This window comes from Nocardia neocaledoniensis, assembly GCF_029868625.1.
GTDB lineage: Bacteria > Actinomycetota > Actinomycetes > Mycobacteriales > Mycobacteriaceae > Nocardia > Nocardia neocaledoniensis_A.
Genome location: NZ_JARWOJ010000293.1, coordinates 1 through 19,331 on the forward strand (window position 1 = coordinate 1; position 19,331 = coordinate 19,331).

20 protein-coding genes are annotated in these 19,331 nt (G+C 66.2%); 3 read left to right on the forward strand and 17 right to left on the reverse strand.

Annotation, left to right across the window (positions count from 1 at the left end; all coding sequences use genetic code 11):
- Nucleotides 1-223: 223 nt before the first annotated feature.
- From QH270_RS22040 to QH270_RS22080, 9 genes are all read right to left on the reverse strand, one after another.
- Nucleotides 224-697, reverse strand: coding sequence for a hypothetical protein (locus QH270_RS22040; RefSeq protein ID WP_280345618.1), 474 nt, complete (start codon nucleotides 695-697; stop codon nucleotides 224-226).
- 137 nt (nucleotides 698-834) lie between these two features.
- Nucleotides 835-1,170: a hypothetical protein gene (locus QH270_RS22045; protein ID WP_280345620.1), complete on the reverse strand. Its 336-nt coding sequence runs from the start codon at nucleotides 1,168-1,170 to the stop codon at nucleotides 835-837.
- Nucleotides 1,167-1,646 (reverse strand): hypothetical protein, encoded by a 480-nt coding sequence (locus QH270_RS22050; protein WP_280345622.1) that lies wholly within the window; start codon nucleotides 1,644-1,646, stop codon nucleotides 1,167-1,169. Before QH270_RS22050 ends, QH270_RS22045 begins: the two co-directional genes overlap by 4 nt.
- A complete protein-coding gene (locus tag QH270_RS22055; protein ID WP_280345625.1) occupies nucleotides 1,643-1,978 on the reverse strand; it encodes a hypothetical protein in 336 nt (111 codons plus the stop codon). The genes QH270_RS22050 and QH270_RS22055 overlap by 4 nt, the downstream gene beginning before the upstream one ends.
- A 46-nt stretch (nucleotides 1,979-2,024) precedes the next feature.
- Nucleotides 2,025-2,783, reverse strand: coding sequence for a class II glutamine amidotransferase (locus tag QH270_RS22060; RefSeq protein WP_280345627.1), 759 nt, complete (start codon nucleotides 2,781-2,783; stop codon nucleotides 2,025-2,027).
- Nucleotides 2,771-4,021, reverse strand: a complete 1,251-nt coding sequence (locus tag QH270_RS22065) for an amidoligase family protein (RefSeq protein WP_280345630.1) — start codon at nucleotides 4,019-4,021, stop codon at nucleotides 2,771-2,773. The genes QH270_RS22060 and QH270_RS22065 overlap by 13 nt, the downstream gene beginning before the upstream one ends.
- 90 nt (nucleotides 4,022-4,111) lie before the next feature.
- The gene (locus QH270_RS22070) at nucleotides 4,112-4,903 is read right to left on the reverse strand and encodes a hypothetical protein (RefSeq protein WP_280345633.1); all 792 of its coding nucleotides are present in this window, start codon (nucleotides 4,901-4,903) and stop codon (nucleotides 4,112-4,114) included.
- Complete coding sequence (locus tag QH270_RS22075; protein WP_280345636.1) at nucleotides 4,891-5,982, reverse strand: hypothetical protein; 1,092 nt, start codon at nucleotides 5,980-5,982, stop codon at nucleotides 4,891-4,893. The genes QH270_RS22070 and QH270_RS22075 overlap by 13 nt, the downstream gene beginning before the upstream one ends.
- A gap of 225 nt (nucleotides 5,983-6,207) precedes the next feature.
- Nucleotides 6,208-6,783 (reverse strand): hypothetical protein, encoded by a 576-nt coding sequence (locus QH270_RS22080; protein ID WP_280345639.1) that lies wholly within the window; start codon nucleotides 6,781-6,783, stop codon nucleotides 6,208-6,210.
- 308 nt (nucleotides 6,784-7,091) lie between these two features.
- Here QH270_RS22080 and QH270_RS22085 point away from each other — a divergent pair, with 308 nt between their 5' ends.
- A complete protein-coding gene (locus tag QH270_RS22085) occupies nucleotides 7,092-7,568 on the forward strand; it encodes a hypothetical protein (protein WP_280345642.1) in 477 nt (158 codons plus the stop codon).
- Here the strand turns inward: QH270_RS22085 and QH270_RS22090 are convergent.
- Entirely contained in the window at nucleotides 7,553-8,170 is a 618-nt protein-coding gene (locus QH270_RS22090) for a hypothetical protein (protein ID WP_280345645.1), read from the reverse strand. The genes QH270_RS22085 and QH270_RS22090 overlap by 16 nt on opposite strands.
- Before the next feature lie 240 nt (nucleotides 8,171-8,410).
- On the reverse strand, nucleotides 8,411-9,295 hold the full coding sequence (locus QH270_RS22095) for a DUF2637 domain-containing protein (protein ID WP_280345648.1): 885 nt from the start codon (nucleotides 9,293-9,295) through the stop codon (nucleotides 8,411-8,413).
- 189 nt (nucleotides 9,296-9,484) lie between these two features.
- Between QH270_RS22095 and QH270_RS22100 the strand changes: the two genes are divergently transcribed.
- A complete protein-coding gene (locus QH270_RS22100; protein WP_280345651.1) occupies nucleotides 9,485-9,646 on the forward strand; it encodes a hypothetical protein in 162 nt (53 codons plus the stop codon).
- 998 nt (nucleotides 9,647-10,644) lie between these two features.
- Here the strand turns inward: QH270_RS22100 and QH270_RS22105 are convergent.
- Nucleotides 10,645-11,049: a hypothetical protein gene (locus tag QH270_RS22105; protein ID WP_280345654.1), complete on the reverse strand. Its 405-nt coding sequence runs from the start codon at nucleotides 11,047-11,049 to the stop codon at nucleotides 10,645-10,647.
- Nucleotides 11,050-11,290: 241 nt separating this feature from the next.
- Complete coding sequence (locus QH270_RS22110; protein WP_280345658.1) at nucleotides 11,291-11,524, reverse strand: hypothetical protein; 234 nt, start codon at nucleotides 11,522-11,524, stop codon at nucleotides 11,291-11,293.
- Between the two features lie 553 nt (nucleotides 11,525-12,077).
- Between QH270_RS22110 and QH270_RS22115 the strand changes: the two genes are divergently transcribed.
- On the forward strand, nucleotides 12,078-13,838 hold the full coding sequence (locus QH270_RS22115; RefSeq protein WP_280345661.1) for a hypothetical protein: 1,761 nt from the start codon (nucleotides 12,078-12,080) through the stop codon (nucleotides 13,836-13,838).
- Between the two features lie 149 nt (nucleotides 13,839-13,987).
- Here QH270_RS22115 and QH270_RS22120 read toward each other — a convergent pair whose 3' ends face one another.
- The 4 genes from QH270_RS22120 to QH270_RS22135 form a co-directional block, all read right to left on the reverse strand.
- Nucleotides 13,988-14,857 (reverse strand): abortive infection family protein, encoded by an 870-nt coding sequence (locus QH270_RS22120; RefSeq protein WP_280345664.1) that lies wholly within the window; start codon nucleotides 14,855-14,857, stop codon nucleotides 13,988-13,990.
- A 1,029-nt stretch (nucleotides 14,858-15,886) separates the two neighbouring features.
- Complete coding sequence (locus QH270_RS22125) at nucleotides 15,887-17,011, reverse strand: CaiB/BaiF CoA transferase family protein (RefSeq protein ID WP_280345666.1); 1,125 nt, start codon at nucleotides 17,009-17,011, stop codon at nucleotides 15,887-15,889.
- Complete coding sequence (locus QH270_RS22130; protein ID WP_280345670.1) at nucleotides 17,008-18,129, reverse strand: acyl-CoA dehydrogenase family protein; 1,122 nt, start codon at nucleotides 18,127-18,129, stop codon at nucleotides 17,008-17,010. The genes QH270_RS22125 and QH270_RS22130 overlap by 4 nt, the downstream gene beginning before the upstream one ends.
- 121 nt (nucleotides 18,130-18,250) lie before the next feature.
- Nucleotides 18,251-19,183 (reverse strand): AraC family transcriptional regulator, encoded by a 933-nt coding sequence (locus QH270_RS22135; RefSeq protein ID WP_280345668.1) that lies wholly within the window; start codon nucleotides 19,181-19,183, stop codon nucleotides 18,251-18,253.
- Nucleotides 19,184-19,331: the final 148 nt, after the last annotated feature.

Below are 19,331 nucleotides of genomic sequence, written 5' to 3' on the forward strand. Positions count from 1 at the left end.
GGTGCGGGCTCAGTGGCCGGTGAGGAATCAGAAGGCGCGATGCTGGACCGTCGGTTGCGCGTCGCGACCGAATGTGGGTCCGGGTCGGTGGACGGCTCCTGTTGTGGTTGTCCACAGAGGTATCCACAACATGTGGATATCGTGAGCGCCGGTCACCTCCCGGACTGGCGGGCGTGTATCGAGTGGGCGAACCGACAGCCAGCGCACTACGCCGGGTCATCGGCTAGTCGCCGGTCTCAGGTCTTTCGGTGAGGCCGAGGGTTTCCCACAGTTTGCGGCCGGCGATGTGTGCGGCGAGCAAGTCGATCGGCTGGGAATCGTCGGAATTCGGTGCCGGGTCGCGGACCTTGCGCAACCGCCGCAACGGCACGCCGCGGAGGGCGATACCGGTGGCCGCTGGCCCGGATTCGTCGGCCGGGACGGTGAAGACGTCGTAGTCGTCGAGCCGGATCCAGGCCTCGTACCATGCCTCGGCCGGTTTGCCCTCCCGACCCGGGGTGGTGTTCTCCGGGGGCGCCCAGTACCGGCAGCGGCACAACGGGTCACCGCATCGGGTGAGCGGGGCGTTGCCGACGGGGTTGTAGCGGTCGACGTGCCCGGCCAGCATCACGCAAGCCTGACGGCTGTACCAGGCGCACTCGGGGTGCAAGCCGGGTTCGACGGCGACGCCGCGTAGGTAGTCCGACGGTCGGATCATCAACACCAGGGTGTCGTCGAGTCCTTCCCCGCACACCTGACATCGCTTGTGGTGCAGGACTTCTGCGAGCCGGTGTGGGTCGATGTTTCCCCATACCGGGCGGGTGCGGTCGCGGTGGGCGAGGGTGATGTGGGGGACTACGAGTCCTGACGAGATCGGTGCTTTCGCCAGGCGCGCGGGGATCGGAACACGCTCGGGCGTGGGCGGTCGGGAAGTGGGGGAGTCGGGCAAGGAGGCCTCGGATCTGGTGGCTCGATATCGGGTGCGGTGTCCTCGGTGGCGGATCGGTGAGCGACCAGGACGACGGTGGTCGCTTGGTCGGGAGCGAAGGGTGTTTGCACGCGCAGGTGGATCAGCGACACCAGGCTGGTGGTGGTCGGGGTGCCGGTGTTCCAGGGCTCGTAGAGGTCCTCGTCGGGGTCGGGGATCTGGGCTTGCAGCCAGTTGGTGAGTTCTCCGACGTGGGTGATCACGATGTCCAGCGTTTGCCGGTGTGGGGGTCGTGGTCATAGACGGGCACCACGGTGGGTGCGCCGAGGGCGTGCTCGGTGACCGAGGTCGGCAGCACGGCTTCCTCGCCGCTGGCGGCCCACCAGCCGGGCGCGATTACCCACCGGTCCTCGGCGAGGTGGGCGGGGACCAGCCGCCAACTGATCCCGGTCTTCGCGATCCCGAACGGGTCGTCACCCCAACGGGTTTCGCGGGTCCCGTCGGCGGTGATGGTGTCGATCGCGGTGGCGTGTTCGATGCGCACCAACGCCATCACGGGCAGGTGATCGGGAACGATCTCGGTGTGGGGGAAGACCGCGATCGGGGTTCCCGCGGCGGGGGTGTCGGCGAATGCGGCGTGCCAGCCGATGACGAACACCTCCCGAGCAGGGCGCGGGATTGGGTGCAGGCGCGCGGTCCAGCGTGATGGCTCGGCCGCCCCGACCACGGTGGTGTTCACAGCAGCCCCTGGTCGCCGTCGGAGGTGGGCCGCTGGTGTTGCACGGATTCGATGAACCGCAACGGCACGATCACCTGCTCCCCGGCATCGGTGCTCAGGTTGGCGTGGCGGGCGCCGACGGTATCCACGCTCAACCGCGGCATCAGATGCCCACCGCGGGTGCGGACGGTGACGGGCAGGTTGTTGTGGCGGGCCTCGTGCAGTGCGGCCACCACCATGGTCGACTCGGTCGAACCGGTCACCGGGTCAGCGACAGGGCCGAGGCCACGCAACTGGTTCAGGGCGGCGCGCACCCTGTGGCGCAAGGGCGGAACGGTCAGTGGATAGGTCATCGGGGTGTCCTCTCCAAGAGGGCTCCAGATGGAGCGCGAAAGGCGTTCAGGCGGTGTCGAGTTCGAGGAGGTAGTCGTAGGCGTTGGCTGCGCAGTTGCAGCGCGGGTAGGCGTTCAGGCACCGTTCGCAGAAGCCGCAGTGTGGGCAGTGTGGGCCGTCGGGGTTGTCGTACTCTGCTCCGCAGTTGTCGCAGAACCCGTCGCCGAACTCGTAGTCGTAGAAGGCTCCGGCCGGGTATCGGCCCAGCTCGTAGGTGTGGTTGGAGTACCACGACCCGTCGCGCCAGTGCCCGCGGTGTTCGTTGAAGATGTAGGCGGGGTGTTTGTAGGCGGGGTCGACGGTGAGGATGGCGGCCTTGTCGGTGCCCAGCCACCGTTCGAACCGTTCCCTGCCGGTCCAGGAATCCAATGATCCGAACGGGTTCTGGGGCAGGAAATCCTCGGCCGCGATGCGGGTATCGGAGCGGTCATCACCCTTGAGTGGGTGGACGTGTTCGGGCAGGATCCCGTTGTGGGCGAGCACGCTGCGTTTGTCCCCGCCGATGGCAAAGGGGTGACAGTTGGCGGTGGTGTGGTCACCGTGGGTGGCGAAGCGGGAATGGAACAACGCCGGCCCGTCCGGGAACTCGGTTCGGGCGTGCGCGAATTCGGTGATGGTGTTCTCTGGGTCGAGGCCGTGGCCGACGATGAGCCGGTGCCCGGCGTGCACGGCCCAGCCGTGCCCGTGCGGGTTCGCGACCGCGCCGGCGGCGAGTGCATGGTAATCGGGGGTGATGCCGGGTTTGATGACGGTCAGGATGCACATGCAAGGTCCTCCTGGATTCCGGTGGACGCGCCCTGGAGGGTTCCGGTCAGCGCGGCGAGTTCTGCAGTGAGCGCGGCGTATTTCGGTCGCGCTGCCACCCAGTCGGTGAAGGTGGCCCAGTCCCAGCCCTGGCCGGCGACGACGTCGTGGGCGCGCAGGGCGCGCGTGTATTCGACGGAGGCGTGGGCGAATCCGAGCGCGGCTTTCACCTCGCGGCGGTCGAGTGAGCTGGCGAAGACCCGCAGCTCGAAGGTGTGCGCGGGTCGGGCGTTGATGGCGTGATAGCGGCCCCACCCGTGTCCGCCGTGGGCGAGGTGTTTGGCCATGTCGCGGGTGTCGGGGTCGAAGCTGGCCCATTGCGAGTCGCGGCGCCGCGCCAGCGCGGTGACGTGGGTTTCGTTGCGGTAGACGAGTTTGAGCCATCGGTAGATGTGGGCGGGGGAGTCGAACCCGGCCCGCGACACGTGGACGTGGATGCCGACCTCGTCATCGGTGTGACAACCCAGCAACCGCAGCCGCGTCAACAGCGCCCACGGGAACTCGCTGATGGCGTAGTCGAAACTCATCGGGTGGGTGACCAGTTCGAACCCGCAACTGATCGACCCGTCGTATTTGAGGTAGCCCAACCCGTCGAGGTGGCTGTTCGCGGTCGCGACCGAGTCCTCATAGCCGTGCACGGTGGTGCGGAGTTCGAGTTCCATGCCCAGAAACAGCGGCCCTTGCCCGTGGAACACCGGGTGCGGAGTGAAGTCGGAGTCGTGGACACGGGAATCGTCGGGCTGGGCGCAGTCGTCGCAGTAGTACTCACGTCCCCGGACGAGGGTGCGACACCCGTGGCATCGGGTGTAGTCGTCGCGGCAGTCCTCGCACACCGCCCGATCACCGTCGACGGTGTAGGAGTCGGCGGTACGCAGATCGCAGTCGTCACAGCTGGTGTAGGACTCGGCACAAGACTCGCACACGTCACCGCCGGAGAGGACCGCCACGATGTAGGGCGCGTAGCGCTCGCAGTCCTCGCACACGGTGCAGGGGGCTCGGCAACCAGCACACCAGTAGTCGTCCGCGGTGGTCAGCGCGGTGTCGCGGGCGGGGAGATCGCACCGCTCGCACAGGTCGAGGGCAGCGACACAGCCGGAGCAGAGTTGTTCGTTCTCGGCGGTCTCGACCAGCTCCGCAGTCGGGCGGCGGGCTGAACAGGCTTCGCATTCGGCGAGATCGACCAAGACAGCGGTGGGCATCGAATTCCTTCCGTGGAAACGACGAAAGCCCGCACCGACGGGTGCAGGCTCAGGGGAAAGCTTTGGTGGATTGCGGGCGCGACCGCCCGGTCAGGTACTCGGGGCCGGCGGTGGTTTCGCCGCCGGCAGCGCGAGTGGCCACTTGGAGGCACGGTGGCGCGTCGAGCGGGGTCGCGGTCGGCGGCATTCGCAGTGCGGGAACCGGTTCTCGCAGGCGAAGCACCACCCGCACGTGGTGCAGTAGCGGCCGACGCGGTACTCGTCGACGGTCTCACAGCTGCGGCACATCGAACGGCGATGCGTGCCGTACCGCTGCGACCAGGGCAGATAGCTGCGATTGGAGTACCAGATCCCGTTGTCCCACAAGCCTTTCGACTCGTTGAGCAGATAGACCTGCTGGTCGAAGGCGGGGTCGACGGTGAGGATGAGCAGCTTGGATGACCCCAGCCAGGATTCGAGCCCACGAAATCCCTTGTGGGTGTCGATCGACCCGAACGGCTGGCGTGGGAGGTAGTCCTCGGCGGCGATGCGGGTGTCGGATCGCCAGTCATACGGGCCCGGGTGCACCCGTTTGGGCAGGACACCGTTGTGCGCCAACACCGTCCGCCGGTCGCGGCCGAGGGGGAAGGGGTGGCAGTTGTCGACGGTGCGGATGCCGTGGGTGGCGTAGCGGGAATGAAACAACGCCGGACGCCGCGGATGCTGGGCCCGGACCCGGGCGAACAGGTCGATCACTTCCTCGGCGTTCATGCCGTGCCCGGTCACGATCCTGGTACCGGCGATGACGGCGAACCCGTGCCCGTGCGGATTCGCGTCGGCGCCGTGACGCAACGCGGCCGGGTCCGGGGCGACGGAGGCGGGGATGAAGGTCAAGAGGCACACAGCACGCCCTCCTGTTCGTCGATCTGGTCGGCAAGGTGTGCGAGCTCAGCGACTAAAGGGGCGTATTCGAGGCGGTGGGTGAGCCAGTCGGTGAACTGGTCCCAGTCCCACCCACCTGCGTGGATCTGGGCGACGGTGAGGTCGGCGGTGTAGGCGATGGAGGCCTCGGTGAACGCCAACGCCGCCTGCACCTGGCCGGGGTCGAGAGTGCTGGCGAAGACCCTCAGCTCGAGGGTGTCGCGGGGGTGGGGGTTGATCGCCTGGTAGCGGGGCAAACCCACCGCGTGGCGAGCACCTTTGGCCAGGTCCTTGGCCCGGGAGCGGGTGTCGGGTTCGAACGGGGCGTAGCGGCTGGTGCGTCGCGCCAACCGCGAGACCTGGTCGGAGTTGCGGTAGACCAGCTTCATCCACCGGAAAATGTGGGCGGGACCGGTGAACCCGGCCCGGGAGGCATGCACGTGCAATCCGACACCGGCACCGGTCTGACACCCCAACCGGGAGAGCTGGTGCAGGACCTGCCACGGGAATTCGGTGAGGGCGTACTGGTAGGTCATCGGGTGGCACACGATCTCGAAACCCATGGGCCGGATCGAGGAATCACGCTTGAGATACCCGAGCGATCCGAGTGCGTCGGTGGCGGTCGCGATCGCGGCCTCGAAACAGTCTTCGGGTACAACGACTTCCAGTTCCAGCCCGAGGAACAACGGGCCGGTGCCGTGGAAGATCGGGTCGGGCCGGTAGGTGTAGTTCCACAACGTGTGCCGGTCAGCGCACCGATCACACCCGCGCCGCCCCGCCAGCAACGTGCCGCAGTCCGGACACGGCCGCAGCTCCTGAGCGCACGTAGGGCAGGTGCGGTGGTTGCCGACGACGTAGCGGCTGTGGCGGGTGAACCGCTCGCACCGGAAGCACTGGTCGAACAACTGGTGCGCGCAGATCCCGCAGACGAAACCGCCGGTGTCGGTGCGCAGACCGGTGAAGGTCACCTCCGTACACGACGCGCACGGGTTCAATCCGGTCGCACAGTCCGCACACAGGCGCCGCCCGATGCCGGTGTCGGTGAGGGCGAGCGAACGCACGCCGCAGCGGTAACACTGCGCGCAGGTTCGGGCGCATGCGTGGCAGACGATTCCGCCGTCGATCGACAGACGTGTACCGGGTTCGCGGGATCGGCAGACCCCGCACGGGTCAGGAAGATCGAGATCGGGCACAGCAAACCCCTTCAAAAGACGACGAACGCCGCACCCGAAAACCGGATGCGGCGTGAAAACAGGACGAATACCTGGCCGAGGTACCGGGACAGGTCAGGCGGCGCGTGCAGTTGCCAGGCGGCAGTCGACCCGTTCGCCGAGATGGCGGCCCTCGCAGGTGACCAGCTTCAGCACACGGGAGGGCTGGGCGAGCTTGCGCCGGGCGATCGCCTCGAACTCATCGATCCGACTGGCGTTGAGCGCCTCGTAGTGCTCACCCACCTCCTCGCCCAGGCCTTCGACGGCGGGCAGTCCGGCTTGACGCCACATCCGTGCGTACAGGCCGAACGCGGTGGTGTTCAACGGCGTCACCAAGCTCGCGCGCATCAGCGACAGCACGACCTCGACCGAGGTCCCCGGCTTGGTCGACACCCCGGTCGCGACCCGCTCGAGCAGCTCCCGGGCATGCGCCCGATAGACGAACTCGGTGGCCATCCGATCTTCGGTCGCGGTCAACAGCGAAAAGCTGTGATGCAACACATCAGCCACATCGGGATAAGCCTGCTGCGCGCGACGAATCTCGTCCTCGGCCCAATCCTGCTGCCTGAGCGTCGTGAGGAGGGACTTGGCGAACTCCGATCCGGCGATCTCACGGAGAATCGGCTCGATCTTGGTGAGCATGGCGGTCATCGGTTTCCCTTCTTCGAGAAACTGTGCGGATGGGAATGGTCGGGATAGAACGCAAAGTGGCTCACCCGGTCACCGGGCCGAACCGCTGGGCAGTACGCGTCGCGGGAAACAGCGAGCGCAAGCGGATCCGTAAGGGATGTGAAAGAACCTGTAGCGCCGGGGTGTTGCCGTCGCGATGCTGGCGAGGGCCCGATTCGGCGGAGTAGGCTGGCAGGCGGAAGAGCCGCTGGCAGGGCCACTCTCAGGAGATCGAGATGCCTGCTGGCAAACAACGACGGTCCAAGCGCGACCCCGAGTCGACTCGGCGGTTGGACGAAGTCCAGAAATTGATGAAAGCGCGGCGTGAGGCAGCCAGACGCCGCGAAACCGCGACGATGGACGCGGTCCAGACCTACCTACACGCGGCAGGAGCGATCCGACAGCGCACCGGCATACACGAGCAGCGCGTCGGCGAGCTCCGTCAGCGGATCGAACAGTTCGAACGCGAGTACGACGCCGAAGTCACGAGATGGCGCGGCCAGCAAGCCGCAGCGGTGACGACGATGCGCGAGCTGGGCGAGACGGACGCGAGCATCGGTGCACTACTCGAACTCACCAGCAAACAACTTCGGCAACTCACGACCCTGGCCCGAGCGGCCGAAAAATCAGCCGCCAGCCCTGGCGGACAGGATGATCCGAGTGATGTGCCAGGTGGAGGCCTAGTCGCCCGAAGTGACGTCGAAGTGGGTTCCGCTGGTCCACGGGACGCACTGAGCACTGATACGCCAAGTCAGAGTTTGGCGTAGCCCCCGGTGTTCCAGACATGCCAACGGAATTGCGCCGGAGCGAGCGGGACCCGGTGCGGGACACCGGGCTCGGTCGGATACGGCCAGTAGACGACACCACACCGGTGGCAGTAGTAGGCGTGACTCCACACGCCACGAGCCCTGTTACGCCCTGCCAGAACCTTGCTGCTTCGGTTCGAGCGTTTGATAGCGGCGATCAGGATCGCGACCACCGGCACAGACAGCACAACCGGAACCATGAACAGCCCAATCAGGTACACGATGAGATGAACGGTATCGGCTGGTACTGGATCGTTCTGCAGCGAGGCGAAGCACATGGCGTAGATGAGTAGGACGAAAAGGCCCAAACCTACGCCCACGGCGAACAACCGACCCGCGGACGGCAAAATCGGCTGCCAAGCCAGGCTTCTCGCGAGAGCGGAGCTGTGGCTGTACTCGTGCATGGATGTGCCAGCGACAGGAAACAATCCACCGGGCGCGAGTCCGACACCGGCGTACACGCCGGTGCTGTAGCCGCCGTGGGTGCCATCGGACATGACAGCGGGAACGTTCTGAACCCAGTCGACGCGATCGCACTGCGGACAGGACATATCGAAGTTCACAGGTCCCCCAAGGACATGGTTTCGCTGGAGAAGAGCACGAGAAGAGTGGTACCTGGCAACGAACCGTGCATCGATCAAACACCGGACCGCAGCCACTGTCGATGTGGCGTGAACCACATCCGGCAAATGTTCAGCCCCGTGCGCACAGGTCGAAACAGTGTCTGCCCCAACCGGTCACAGGTAGTGGGCCGTGCGCACGGCCGAACGCAGCGTGCGCACACCCTGCCGGGTAGTCGCGCCCTACGTGCGCACGGTTGGACCGGTGTGCGCACGGTCGGCGGGTGGGTCGTTGTCGGCGTGCGCACGGTCGGTAGCAGCTCTTACATGCAGTCGTTCGGCATCGCGCAGGATCCGGCTGACCGCGGACCGGCTGCGTCCGAGTTCGCGTGCAATGCGGGTGGCGCTCCAATCATCGAGGTAGCGATGGGTCAGCACCGCAAAGACGGTCGCACGATCGCGACGCCCGCCAGGGTCTTGGTCGCAGATCGACGTCGCCAACGCCTCCAAGTCGATGTCTGATCTGATCCGATCGTCGAGGAATTCCTCGACGAGTTCGGAAGGTTCCGGCGGCGCGGCGGGCAGTGCTGCTCGGACACCCTCGGTCGGGCGTGGTTCGAGGGCGGGTAACCGTGCTGGCGTCTGAGATGCCGCTTCGATGCCGGTGTTGGGTTGGTGTGCGTGCGCCAGAATCAGCAGGGCCAGCGAACTTTGCGTCATGCTTCCCTCCACGATGAGCGGCCACAGCCACGCTTCGCCAGCGGGCACGCCCGCGGTGATCGCCAAGGCGCGGAGCGCGGTGAACGACAGCCAGAACGCCCCGCCCGCGATCACCACGGTCAAGGCGGTCGCAGCGCGACGCGCAGCGACCGAGACGGTGTCGGCGCGTGCGAGCAGCGCAACACCATGAACGGCAGCCAGCAACGCCAGGGGCGGAATGACCGCGACAGTGGCTGCGACCACGGGCAGGGCCGTGGTGTGCAGGACGGCCTGGGTCGCGTTGCCGATCACGCTGACTCCGCCGGCGATACAGAGCTCGGTCCAGAAGAAGACGTGCGCGCGGTCGGTGCGCTCGTCGTCGCTCGTAGTGGGCTGGTTATAGGCGGCTGATGGCGATGTCGGTTGCATAGGCTGATCCCCTTGCTTGGGGGCTTTGGTGGTCAGGAGTCGCGGTCAGAGGCCTTGCTTCACCAGCGGAGGTCCGACGAGCCGAGACCGTCGAGGACGTGAAGGGTCAACGTCGGCGCCGCCTATCGGCGAACCTCGGCGTCGATCAAGGCCGAATCGGTGGCCGAGCACGGTGAGGCTGGAACCTCCGTGACGAGGCGCGAGGAACCGGCGACGGTGTATCGAACGGTGGAGCAGGTTCCGCTGGGCGTCGCCAACGGCCGCATCCCGGCAGTACACGAAGCCGTCGCGGCACCGCCGCCGATCGAGACGGTCACGCTGGCGAAGCCGCCGCCACGCCGACCATGGTGATGAGCCGAGACGGACCGATACCCGGTCGCCTGGGGTCGTGCCCGTGCGTCGAGGTGCCGCGTCGAGGTGCCGACTCGGCCCCGGAGTGGATCGCCGCAGTCTGTGGTGATTGCGAGGGTGGAGATCGGGGTGTGGCCGCGTCGCTGCTGAGGTCACTCGGGCTGGAACTGGAAACCTCGACAGGCATGGCCGCGGCGGGCACGGGAGGATTCTCGACCGATGACGGAGTGCTCCGCGTGATGGGTTCCTGTCGGGAGGGCCGCAGGGCACTCCCCGCTTTGTCCCCACTAATTCGGCCGAACACTCCGTTGTCCACCGTTGTCGATAGTTGTCGAGGATTGTCGTCACGATCCTGTTTCACCAGGTCAGAACGATGATCTGATGTCCGATTTGTTGCTTACCGTTGTCTGTGGTAGTCCGTTCTGCCTGCACCGAGAAGATCAGGGGTTCGATTCAGCGCTCCCACTTCGGTCTCCCTGAACGACACGGAAACGACACGCTTTGGACGGGAATCGGCGGGTTTCGATGGGCATCTATGAGTAGTCCGGTTTCCGCAAACATGCAGGTAGCGGGCTATTTTGGGATCGGTTGGGAACCGTTGGGACTGGTCTGTTCGAGAGCGGCAGGTTTCTGGTTCGAGTCCAGATGGGGGAGCACCACGACCAGGTCAGGCATCGTAACCGTGCCTGACCTGGTTTTGTATCGGGCCGCGACCAAAATACGCCAAGAATTCCGGTCCGTACTACGGGTGGCACCGTCGGCCAAGCTCCCCGGCCCAGCCCTGGCTACCGGACCCGCGTAGGCGGTCACCCAGCCGTCACCAGGCCACCCGCAACCCTCAGTATGGATCCCCGGTCACCAACCCGCCACCGGCCTCGCTGTCAACGAATGGCAGAAGCGCGCCAACACCCTCACTGCCGCTCCTTCTCCGCCTAGCGGCGTTCGCGGGCCGCGCTCGTTGCTGACCGGGGAGGGGACCTCGGCCGCTTTGGCGGCCCTTAAACCCGAGCGGGAAGCTCGATCCCCTCAGTGGCGCGCACTTGTTCGGACTTGCGGTCCAGCGACCAATCGATTGCTGAAACGCCGATGTTGGCCCATCGGGCCCGGATGTCTTCGAGCACAACGTCGATGAGGTCAGGCAAATTGCTTCCGTGCTCGGTGAAGGTCACGCCAAGGCCAGGCACCGATTCGTCTTCTGATTCCTGCTCACCCCATTGCGCACTCCAGAACTCAGGCGCGCCGTCCTGGGGCTCGAACCAGTTGATCTCGACTTCCATCGTCACTGGTCCGAGCGTCTCGGAGGCATCTGCTGCAGAGACAGGTCGTAGATTCGCGCCGGGCCGGGAGGCGGTCTTCTGGGCGGCTCGTTCACGTGCGCGACGTTGCTGACGAGTTTCGGTCATCCCTCGATAGTGGAGTGGGATCGGCTGGGCGGCAACCTTTTCAGCCAGATCGGGGCATCGCGGCTACCGTGTTCGGGTTGTGGATCCGGATCCGCGCCAACAAGCGCGACAAGTAGCAGCTCGTCTCCAACTGAATACCGAAGAAGGCCTGCATCGTGATGGTGCAGGCCTTCTTCGGGTTTGGTCCCTTCCGGCTGCCCTCAACCGGTCGTCATCTGATCCAGTCGCGACAGTCGCGCGCTCAGGCCATATCCGCGATCACGCCCAGCAGGGTGCACGCGATGACGAGGCCGCCCGCAGCGGCGGCGCACCCGGCGATGACTACCGTGGCCCCGTCCTGGCCCTTCTTCTGCGCCAAGAAAGCCGCCCCTAGCCCGCAGATGACTGCCCATGCTGCGAGGAGGCAGACAACCAGAACGATGACAAATGCTGGCAGATTCATGCCGCTACCCGCCTCGTCGATCGCGTCGAGCACCGCCGAGAGCTACCGCCGCCAGGCCCAATGTCGAGCGGTGCCCGGTCCTGTTCGGCGTGTGGATCTTTCGATCTGGAGACCTCATGAGAGAACATGTGTTGTCAGGTCCTTCTGAGTTGGTCTGACGCGGGACCCGCATCGATGGCCGTCAAGTTGCCGATGCGGGTCCCTTTTCGTACGACCGCCGGTTGGCCGTCGCATTGCGATTCAACCGCGTCACGGAATTGTCCGCCAAACAGGAATAGTCCCTGACGTGCGTGAATGTGATTGTCTACGTGGAGATTCGGGATTGTCAGGGTGGAGTTCTACACTTGACCAGCGGGGTGCTCGCTGACAGATAGCTCGGACAACTGGAAAGGCCGTGTAGGTGCCGGAGAACCGACGAGCCGGACGGCCTCTGCCGACCTCTCCGGACGCATTTCCACGACTGCCGCAGGCGACGGCGGAGTTGAACGCCGGCCTCAATGCGCTCCTCGTTCACGCGGAGCTGACCTACAAGCAGGTCGTCGACGCACACGGGTTGGGGTTGGATGCCAAGCAGTGCAGTCGTCAGATGCGTGAGGTCAAGACCGGCCCGCGCCAAGACTTTTACGACGCGATCTTGACCAGCGTGGCCGCCAAGATCGGCAGATCGTCGAACGACCTGCACGTGGAGTTCGACCCCCAGCTGCGACGGGCCAGGAACGCCGCGGCGCCGAAGTCGCGCTCCTCCCCGGCGAAACCCACACCCGCCTCGCGGCCGACGCGCGCCGACGCGCAGCAGCCGTCGCGTCCACCGGCGTCGGCGACGACACGGGGATCTGTCGGCATCTCACTGTCGCCGGAGCTCAAGCGCAACGCCGAATGGTTGGCCGGGTTGCTCGAGGCCAACGACGAGCAGCGCGCCGTCGACGAGATGGACGAGATCTTCTGCTTCTCCGACCTCGTCGACGTCCTGATCTATCTGGCGGCCGCGGTCGATCCGGGGATGTCGGCGGCGCTGCTGGAGGAGGTCCGGCGCCGCGACTACCCGCGCAGCTCTAGGACATTCGCCGAAATCGGGTCCCGCAACACCGCGATCGCCGAACGGATCGCTGCGGTGTCTCCTCCGTTGAGCGGCGATGGCGAGTTCAGCGTCCTCGAGCAGCACCCGATGATCACCTTCGGCCGACGCCTGGCCGGGGTGATCAAGAAGAGAGACCTCGCTCAAGCCCGCCGGGAGGTGGTCATGCGGACAGCTGATCTGTCCAGCGGTCCGGAGAGCATGCTCGGCGGGATCATCGACAGCGGTACCGATGGCCCGGCGTTGGCAGGAAAGCTGTTGTCGGCCTTGGCCGGTAGTTACGGCGACGAGATGTTCGTCGCGGCGGTCCAGCTCATCGGCCACTCCCGTGCGATGCGACGCCCGAACCTCCTGGCCGACCTCTACCAGCAACTGCGCCCGGAACTGCGCACCGAGATCCTGGTGCGCCTGAGCCACGTCAGCCGGGTGCCCAACGAGATCGGTCTCGCCGGGGACGACATCGAGAACCTTCGTGCCTTCGTCGGTGTCCACCGTCAGCACCTCGACCAGCTGAGCACCGCGGTGCTCGACCCGCGCCTCACCCAGGGCGGGGAACACGGCACCGGCCACCTCATCGAGGCGGTGACCCACCTCGAGCCGATCTTCGGCATCATGCTGTCCAAGGATCGCAAGCAGACGATCCAGCTGTTGGCCAGCGCGCTGTGGGACTGGGACCAGCGGTTGCGGCCATGGACCGGGATACCGGATCTGTACCCGCCGTTGGCTCGCCTCGGCGAGGCCGTGCTGATGTCACCGCATCCCGCGCCGTTCATCGCCGAACTCTTCACCGAACACCCTGCCAGCGGGTGGCTACTGTTCGAGGTCCTGCCGTGGCTGGCCCCTCAACGATTCCAGAAGATGATCACCGCCTTGACCAAGGATCACGCCACCGTGAACGAGGTCATCGCCCGGATGATCATGGGTATGCCCGACGGCCGCCGCCAGCTGCGGTTCTGCGAGGAGTTGGTCAAAGCAGCGGGGGAGGCCTCCGACCCGATCCTGCGTCGGATCATCGAGGAGCACTCGATCCAGATCACCGATGTGCTGTTCTACTTCGAGCACCACGCACCCATCTTCGCCGGGCGCCTACGTGCCCTCCTCGGTGTCCCTGGTGTCGCCGACGACCGAGAAGTGATCGCCGCAAACCTCGATACCGGCACGCGCGAAAGCACTTCTCGCCCGATCGAGATTCCCATCTACGTCAGCGGTCCCCTCGAAATCAACGATCCCCTCGAAACAACGCCGATCCGGGGCTACCGCCCTCTCATGTGACGAGATGCCGGGCGTGAGTGCCCGCCAGCCCACGCGATGCCGTACAGACGAGAAGTTCACTGATTCGCTGCTGGACCGTTCTCGCCGTGTTGCACCCGTTTGCTCCGAGTCGTGCGCCGCATACCCGCGCGACGGCGCGGTCGGAGCTCCTAGGTCGCGGTGCTGTCGGGGTCGTCGCTTCTGCACCACGGTGCCTGCGAATCCCCAAGGGTATCCAGCAGGAACTGACACCACAGTCGCGCGCCATTCACGGCTAACCGGGCATGACGCGATCCCAAACCGGGTGGCGGAGTCTCGCGCCCATGGCCAGTGCCGTAGTCGTTGCGCAACTCCGCGATCCCACTGGTGATCGTCTGTGCCGCGCCCAATACCTTCCGGACGGTCTGTGACCCGTCTGGCCCTGGTTTGGCCTGCTTGGGGTGGAGCTGAAGAGCTTCCTCAGCCAAAACAACGAGTTTCGGCAGGTCAGCGCTATCATCGACAGGTAAGCCGCGCTCGCTTAGAACGAGCTTTGCAGTACTCTCGATCAGTTCTTTAGCGGAACCGATTGCGAGAGCGGGATCCTCCCGGACGACTGCATGTTCAATGCGCTCCAAATGCTGGAAGATCACCGTCGCGTCGCGCAGATTGCTGAGATCTTCAGCCTTGAGCACTATCGACGGACCACCTGAGATGCCCCCGTCCTCGCCCAGCGTATAGCCGTCACGGGCGAGAAGACGCCGGATCCGCTCGATGAGATCGGACGGATCCCAATCAGGCACGTGCGGGTGGTAAAACAACGGGCGTAGCGCTACCTCGAAGACACGCATCGCACGGGCGACGTGCCCAGGGTCGGTCCAGTTCACCTGGTTCAGATAGCCCTGAAAGCGTGTCACCCGCTGTCCGCCGACTGGCTCGGGATCCTCTGCAGGCGGGGCGAAGAGTTCGTCCTGCCACATATCGTCGATGTCGCGCAGCACAGTCCCGCTCATGGTGTCCCGCACTGCTTCGCGGGTACGGGGGCTCACCAGCTCACGCACGGGTCCCATCACCGCACACTTCGACTATCAATTCGCATGCTCGGCAACCTATCTCAGCTCCGCGCTCGCATGCCATCAGCCAGCAACCATCCTGCCGCCGACGCAGGCCAACGCGGGATGCCGCAGCCTGCGCAGATCGACGCCAGCGGGCTGCCGCTGCAGGCGCTGACAAAGGGTGCGGTTGAGGAGTTGGTGGGATATGCGAGGTCGCAGGTTCGATTCCTCGGCGGGGCACATCGAAGATGGGAACGGGAACGACCTGCAGGTTTCGCGCGGTCAGTTAAGAATCGAAGCCGTCTACGGGCTGTAGACGGGGCCGGATTGTCGTCGGATGCCCGAATTGCCCAGTGGGGGTCAGGGGTTTCGAGTCCCGTTAGCTCCACAGAAGTAGTCGGGTTCGACGGGGCCGCCGGTGTCGAGGACCGCCCTGTCGGGGGTATAAACCGCCGCGATGGGCGATGCGGTCGCAGTCGACAGTGAGAAGCCCCCGAGAATCGTCATCACCGTCCTCGTGCCCATCTTCTACTCGTGCACGAGCTGAGTAGGCGGCACGGCCTCGTACTTGGCGACAATCTCCGCACGTAGCTCGGCATTGAGCCGATGTCTCAACCCGCGACGCGACGGCGTGACCGGTTCGGGTTCACGCGGTGACCTGGAGGTAATGCTCTCCTCGAGAGCGACCAACCGATCTCCGAGCTGACCCATCCTGGAGTAACTGCTGTGAAGTCCACGGAAATGGCAGCGCGGGCCCGGCTGTCGACCGGGCCCACCCTGCTTCTTCTATCTGGTCCGGTTGTTCCTCGACCCAGTTTCGTTGGCTGAGAACCCTTTCCCGCAGCCGCGCCCATGCTGCTCCGATCGTCCGCGCTCCAGGATCCGGCACACAGATCGCGTTCGATCATCTGACCTACGCCACACCTTCGACCGCGCCCGGTCTTGCGAACGAACGCGAGTGCTGAACGGTCTCTGTGACCGTTCGAATTCGGGCGTCGTCCTTTCAGACAGTTCGCTGACCGCGCGCATCGCGGCCTAAGTGAGACGAGAGACCGTCTCCTTCGGCACTCCCCAGGCGGACAGCAGCCTTCGGATCTGTTCGGGATCCTTCGTCAGTGCAGCCGGGGTGGTGGTGGGGGTGCGGGTGAACCGCGGGGCGGGGGCGGGCTGGCGCAGGCCGTCGATGTCGATGAAGGCGTGGCGGGCCTGGTGGTGGGGGTGCTCGTAGGCTTCCCACGGGGTGAGGACGGGGGTGACGCAGGCGTCGGAGTCGGCGAAGCGGGCAGCCCATTCATCGCGGGTTCGCTCCTTGAATTTCGCGCCGATGACCTGCTTCAGACGCGGCCATCCGGTCGGGTCCAGCTGGAAGGGCAGCGCTGGATCGTCGATCTCGAGGATGGTGAGAAGCTGCGCGTAGAACTGCGTTTCGACGCAGCCGACCGCCACGTACCCGCCATCGGCGCATTCGTAGGTGTCGTAGAACGCCGCGCCGCCGTCGAGCGGATTTTCCCCGCGCGGGGCGTTCCACAGGCCGGCCTGGTGCATGCCGTGCATGAATGCGGTGAACAGCGCCGAGCCGTCCACCATCGCCGCGTCCACGACCTGGCCTTGCCCGGACCGAGCGCGTTCGTAGAGTGCGGATATCACACCGAGCGCCAAAAGCATTCCGCCACCGGCGAAGTCGCCGAGGATATTGCCCGGCGGCACCGGGCGTTCGCCTGCGCGGCCGATCAGGTGGAGCGCGCCGGAGAGGGCGATGTAGTTGATGTCGTGTCCGGCCCGAGGAGCCAGCGGGCCGTCCTGGCCCCACCCGGTCATGCGGCCGTAGACCAGCCGCGGATTGCGCGCGGCGAGCTCCTCCGGCCCGATGCCGAGGCGCTCGGCGACGCCGGGTCGATAGCCTTCGACGAACACATCGGCCTGGTCGATCAGCGCGTAGAGGGTTTCGCGGTCGGCGGGGTCTTTGACGTTCAGCGCCACAGAGTGTTTGCCGCGGTCCAGCGGGCCAGCCGGGGGAGTGAGCCCCGCGCCGGGTGCGCCGCCGCGATCGACGCGAAGCACCTCGGCGCCCAGATCGGCGAGGATCATGCAGCCGAACGGAGCGGGCGCCAGACCCGCCATCTCGACGACCTTCACCCCGCGCAGCGGGCCGGCGTTCACAGCGAGCGTCCGATGATGAGCTTCATGACCTCGTTCGCGCCGCCGTAGATCTTCTGGATCCGGGCGTCGGCGTACATCCGGGAGATCGGGTACTCGGCCATGTAGCCGTAGCCGCCGAACATCTGGAGGCATTCGTCGGCGACCCGGCACTGCTGCTCGGTGAGCCACCACTTGGCCTTGGCCGCGGTGGGCACGTCGAGTTCGCCGCGCAGGTGCTTGGTGATGCAGTCGTCCAGGAACGACCACGCGATGGTCTTGATGGTGTCGCACTCGGCGAGGGTGAACTGGGTGTTCTGGAACGCGAACAGCGGCTTGCCGAAGGCTTCGCGTTCCTTGGTGTAGGCGAGGGTCATCTCGACGGTCTGCTCGATCGCCGCGGCGGCGATGACACCGATGATCAGCCGTTCCTGCGGCAGCTGCTGCATGAGCTGGATGAAGCCGAGCCCCTCGGTCGTCCCCAGCAGATTCGACCGCGGCACCCGGACGCCGTCGAAGAACAGCTCGCAGGTGTCCTGGCCGTGCTGGCCGATCTTCTCCAGGTTGCGCCCACGCCGGAATCCGTCTCGCTCGGTTTCCACCACGATCAGCGACACCGAGTCGGCCCCTTTGCCGTCGGCGGTCTTGCAGGCGACGATCACCAGGTCGGACAGGTAGCCGTTGGTGATGAAGGTCTTGGCCCCGGTGATGACGTAATCGTCACCGTCGGTGACCGCCTTGGTCTTGATGTTCTGCAGGTCCGAGCCGGTGCCGGGCTCGGTCATGGCGATCGCGCCGACGAGCTCGCCGGCGGCCATCCCGGGCAGCCAGGCGAGTTTCTGCTCCTCGGTGCCGTAGGCGTTGAGGTAGTGCGCGACGATCCCGCTGTGCACGGGGTTGCCCAGGCTCGGGGCCAGCGCGCGGATCTGCTCGACCAGGATGACGGCCTCGTGGGCGAACGTGCCGCCGCCACCGCCGTACTGTTCGGGGATGCTGGGGCACAGCAGCCCCAGTTCGCCCGCTCTGTTCCAGATGTCGCGGTCGATGTGATGTTGCCGCGCCCAGCGGTCCTCGTTGGGGGCGCATTCCTTCTCGAAGAACCGGCGCGCGAGGTCCCTCAGCGCGTCCAGGTCTTCATCCATCCACGGCGATCGGTGCAGGGCCACGAGTGAACTCCTCTGTTCTTGTCGGCTCCGCTGTGACGCTAGGGCGGTGCCGCGCCGGCGGCGATGACCCGGTCGATCGCGGGCTTGACCAGATCGCTCACTCGCCGGGCGGGTGCTGATACGACCCGGGCGGGCTGCCGGTCCAGCGGCGGAAAGCGCGGGAGAACGCGCTGGGTTCGGAGAAGCCGAGGCGGCGGGAGAGCGCGGCGACGGTCTCCTCGCCGCGCACCAGGCTCGCGATGGCCGCGTCGCGCAGGATCTCCTCGCGGATATCGCGCGGCGTGGTGTGCTCCTCCTGCAGCTTGCGGCGCAGGGTCTGCGGGCTCATCAGCAGTTCCCGCGCGATGTCGTCGACGGTCGGCCATCGGCCCGAGAGGCCGCGTTCGAGGATGCGCCGCACCTGCGCGGCCAGCGATACCGAATAGCTGCGGGTACCGATCACACCCGACGGGGCGTCGCGCAGGAAGGCGGTCAGGTCGTCCTCGGTGCGCACGATCGGCGCGTCCAGCTGCGCGGCGTCGAAGACGAGCGTCGGCGCCGCCGCCGAAAAGACCATGGGCGCACCGAAGATGATGTCGTAGTCGTCGATCTCGGGGTCCTGCGGATACGGGAGCTCCACCCGCAGCAGCCGTAGCCGCCTGCCGATCATCCAGCCGAGGAAGCGGTGCGTGGTGGCCAGCATGGTGTCGACGAGAATGGCGATCGGGTGGGCGATGGCACTGATATCGAAGGCCAGCCGCGCTTCGCCCTCGGTCTCGGTGAACACGATCGCCGGGAACCCGGGCAGCGACCGTTCGAAGCTCTCGAAGCGGCGGATGCCCGCGCCGAGGGTGGGCGCGCTGATCAAGCCGAAGCACACCACCCGGAACATTCCGCGCGGCACGGGCTGCAGGCCGAGACCGAGCAGGTCGTCATCGGTGGCCAACCACACTCGCCGCACCAGCTCGGCGCCCTGTTCCCAGGTGACCCGGGAGCGTTCCTCCGACAGCAGGGTGGGCGGGATGCCGGCCTGCGCCAGGAGCGCGTCCACGTCCCAGCCGCGGTGGGCGGGCAGGGGGCCCCTGGCGCGCCCCCCGCCGCTGGGCCGGGGGGTGTGGGGGGGGGAGGTGGGCACGGGCCCCGCCGGATAAAAAGAATACCGGGCCGGCCGGGAGGTGGAGCGGTTAGGTGCAAGCGCC